The 3464-nt window shown below is 66.1% G+C and carries 4 protein-coding genes; 3 read left to right on the plus strand and 1 reads right to left on the minus strand.

Annotated features, from left to right (window positions below):
* Positions 1 to 905 (minus strand): peptidylprolyl isomerase (locus ACK4FJ_RS20155; RefSeq protein WP_409768783.1); only part of this gene is annotated, 905 nt, incomplete at its 3' end.
* 191 nt (positions 906 to 1096) lie between these two features.
* Between ACK4FJ_RS20155 and tpiA the strand changes: the two genes are divergently transcribed.
* The 3 genes from tpiA (at position 1097) to secG (ending at position 3305) form a co-directional block, all read left to right on the plus strand.
* Positions 1097 to 1852: a triose-phosphate isomerase gene (gene tpiA, locus ACK4FJ_RS20160; RefSeq protein ID WP_409768786.1), complete on the plus strand. Its 756-nt coding sequence runs from the start codon at positions 1097 to 1099 to the stop codon at positions 1850 to 1852.
* Between the two features lie 4 nt (positions 1853 to 1856).
* Positions 1857 to 2876, plus strand: coding sequence for a lysine-2,3-aminomutase-like protein (locus tag ACK4FJ_RS20165; RefSeq protein WP_409768789.1), 1020 nt, complete (start codon positions 1857 to 1859; stop codon positions 2874 to 2876).
* 111 nt (positions 2877 to 2987) lie between these two features.
* Positions 2988 to 3305, plus strand: coding sequence for a preprotein translocase subunit SecG (gene secG, locus ACK4FJ_RS20170; RefSeq protein ID WP_409768792.1), 318 nt, complete (start codon positions 2988 to 2990; stop codon positions 3303 to 3305).
* Positions 3306 to 3464 lie beyond the last annotated feature (159 nt).

Below are 3464 nucleotides of genomic sequence, written 5' to 3' on the forward strand. Positions count from 1 at the left end.
GCGGCCATGGCGATGAAATCCTCGCCCTTCTGCACGGCCTCGAAGGCGGTCTTGGCTTCGGCCTCGGTGGCGAATACCACCTGCTCGACGGCGCGTTTTTCCGGCGTCACATAGGCGGCGCGGTGGGCGTCGTATTCCTCGCGCAGTTCCTCGTCGCTGACCGGCATCTGGCCGGCATATTGCTGCGGCGTGACGGCGATCCAGGCCAGGCTGCGGCGCTCGGGCGCCGTATAGGCCATCGGATTGGCCTTGTAGTATTCCTCGACCTGCGCATCGCTCGGCGCGGCCGGTGCCGGCAGTTTGGCGGCATCGACAACGAAATATTCGGCCAGGCGGCGCTGCAGGCGGTAGTCCAGGATGGTGTCGACCATCGTGTCGGGCACACCGGTGATGCTGCCGAACAGGCTGCCGAGCAGTTGCGTGCGGGCCAGGTCCTGGCGCAGCAGCGCGACCAGCATGCCTTCGCTGTAACCCTCGTTGCGCAGGTAATTCTCATAGGCCAGCCGGTCGAACTGGCCGGTGATGCCCTTGAAGGCCGGCGCGTTGGTGATCGCTTCGCGCACCTGGGCGTCGGTGATCGTGATGCCGAGCTTGTCGGCCGCCTGCACATAGAGCTTGTCTTCGATCAGGCGGTTCAGCACCGTCTCGTCCAGGCCCAGCTGGCGGGCCTGCTCGGCGGTGAAGCCGCTGCCGAAGCGGCGCTGCAGGCTGCTGACCTCGCGGCGATAGGCGTCGGCGAATTCCGGCTGGGTGATCTTGGCCGAGCCGACGGTGGCCACGTCGCCGCCGCCGCTGAAGCCGCCGATATAGTCGCCGATGCCCCAGGCGCCGAAACTGACGATCAGGAGAATCATCAGGCCCTTGGCAATCCAGGAGGCGGCGCCGGAACGCATCTGCTGCAGCATTGAAAAACACCCGAAAAAGTGAAGCGAAACAAAGGCTCCGGCCTGATCCTGCGACCCCGGCCGGAGCGGTCGGGCATAGTAAGGCCGGGGCGGGGAGGCGGCAAGGCGCCGGCTTTGCCTTTCGGGGCGGAACTTGCTAGGAGAAAGCCGGTTTTTCGCCCATCTCACAGCGATCTGAAGACGAGGTTCCCATGGCGGCTCGGCGGCCCCTGATTGTCGGCAACTGGAAAATGAATGGCCTGGCGGCTTCCCTCGCCGAGGCCACGGCGCTGGCTGCCAAGGTGAAGGCTCAGGCTCCGCAGGCCGAACTGGGCCTCTGTCCGCCGGCCACGCTGGTGGCGGCGATGGCGGCGGCCCTGAAGGGCACGGGCATTGGTGTCGGCGGGCAGGATTGCCATGCCAAGGCCTCGGGTGCCCATACCGGCGATATCGCGGCCGAGATGCTGAAGGATGCCGGCGGCGACTATGTGATCGTTGGCCACTCCGAACGCCGCGCGGATCATAGCGAAAGCGATGAGGCCGTCCGAGCCAAGGCACAGGCGGCCCATCGTGCCGGCCTGGTCGCCATCGTCTGCCTGGGCGAAACCCTGGCCCAGCGCGATGCCGGCGACACCCTGAAGGTGGTGGGGGCACAACTGCGCGGCTCGCTGCCCGACGACGCCAATGCCGGCAATACCGTGATCGCCTATGAACCGGTCTGGGCCATCGGCACCGGCCGCACGCCCACGCTGGAACAGGTGGCTGAAGTGCATGCCGCGATACGGCAGGATCTGAAGGCGCGTTTCGACGACGGCGCGGGCTTCCGCATCCTTTATGGTGGCTCGGTAAAGCCCGACAACGCCAAGCAGCTCATGGCCGTGGCCGATGTGGATGGCGCGCTGGTCGGCGGTGCCAGCCTGAAGGCCAGTGATTTCTGGCCGATCGTGGAAGCGAAAGGCTTCAAGTAAATCCATGGGCGCCGAGGAGCGGGATCGGGACGGCAGCATCGCGGCACTTAAAAAAGTGGCCGCGCAGTTCGCCGTGTCCGTCACGCCGCATCTGCAGGCGCAGATCGATCCTGCCGATCCGAAAGACCCGATCGCGCGGCAGTTCCTGCCCGATGCGGCGGAACTGGTGACGCATGAGCATGAGCGCACCGATCCCATCGGCGACGAGGCCCACAGCCCGGTGGCAGGCATCGTACACCGCTATCCCGACCGCGTGCTGCTCAAGCTGGTGAATGTCTGCCCGGTCTATTGCCGGTTCTGCTTCCGCCGCGAGATGGTGGGGCCCGGCTCGAAGGGCCTGGGCGCCGAACAGCTCGATGCCGCCATCGACTATATCGCGCGGCATCCGGCGATCTGGGAGGTGATCCTCACCGGCGGCGATCCGCTGATCGTTTCGCCGCGCCGGCTGAAGGACGTGATCGAACGGCTGAACGCCATCCCGCATCTGGGGGTGATCCGTATCCACAGCCGGGTGCCGGTGGTGGACCCGGCGCGCATCAATGATGAGATGGTGGCGGCGCTGAAATCCGGCGACAAGGCCGTGTGGCTGCTGCTGCATGCCAACCATGCCCGTGAATTCGTGCCCGAAGCGGTGGCCGCGATCCGTCGCCTGGTGGATGCCGGTATCCCGGTTCTGGGCCAGTCGGTGCTGCTCAGGGGCGTGAACGACAGCCCGGCGGCCCTGACCGACCTGTTCCGCACCATGGTGGCCAACCGGGTCAAGCCGCATTACCTGCATCACGGCGACCTGGCGCGCGGCACCAGCCATTTCCGCCTCAGCCTGGAAGAGGGGCAGCAGCTCATGCGCCGCCTGCGCGGCCATACCTCGGGCCTGCTGCAGCCGACCTATATTCTCGACATCCCCGGCGGCCACGGGAAAGTGCCGGTCGGCCCGGCCTATGCCGAGCCGCGGGAGGATGGCTCCTGGACCGTCAGCGACCCCTGGGGCTGCAGCCACCACTACGACGACCCGGCGGTAGGTTAACCCATTGGTTAGACACAAATACTGTTGAAGTGCAGGGCTTGCCGGCCGCAGGGGCTTTCCCTATCTGGTGTGAGGGTGTAAAAGCCCCCGGACTTTCGGAGATTCAAGACCATGATGACCTTCCTTCTGGTGGTGCATATCCTGCTGGCGCTGGCGCTGATCGGCGTCATCCTGGTGCAGCGCTCGGAAGGCGGCGCGCTGGGCATGGGCGGCGGCGGCGGCGGCGGTTTCATGACCGCGCGCGGCCAGGCCAACCTGCTGACCCGCACCACGGCCATCCTGGCCACCCTGTTCATCTGCACCAGCATCGCGCTGGCGATCCTGTCGGGCGGACATTCCAAGCCGCGCTCGATTCTCGACGCCGCCCCGGCCACCGCGCCGTCGGCGCCTGCCGAGTCGCAGAAGCCGGCCGTGCCGCTGTCCCAGTAAGTATCTGAATTTACAGATCGATTAAATCGCGCACTGCGGTGCGCAAAGCCCTTCATTGTGTCGAGCGATTAGATTAAACAGGAGGCCCATGACGCGGTACATCTTCATCACCGGCGGCGTGGTTTCCTCCCTCGGCAAAGGTCTGGCTTCGGCGGCGCT

Source organism: Ferrovibrio sp. (genome assembly GCF_046297595.1).
Lineage (GTDB): Bacteria > Pseudomonadota > Alphaproteobacteria > Ferrovibrionales > Ferrovibrionaceae > Ferrovibrio.

Bases quoted from the DNA above. Each gene is read 5' to 3' on its own strand.
- tpiA (WP_409768786.1), top strand. From the start codon at position 1,097: ATGGCGGCTCGGCGGCCCCTGATTGTCGGCAACTGGAAAATGAATGGC.
- secG (WP_409768792.1), top strand. From the start codon at position 2,988: ATGATGACCTTCCTTCTGGTGGTGCATATCCTGCTGGCGCTGGCGCTG.
- ACK4FJ_RS20165 (WP_409768789.1), top strand. From the start codon at position 1,857: ATGGGCGCCGAGGAGCGGGATCGGGACGGCAGCATCGCGGCACTTAAA.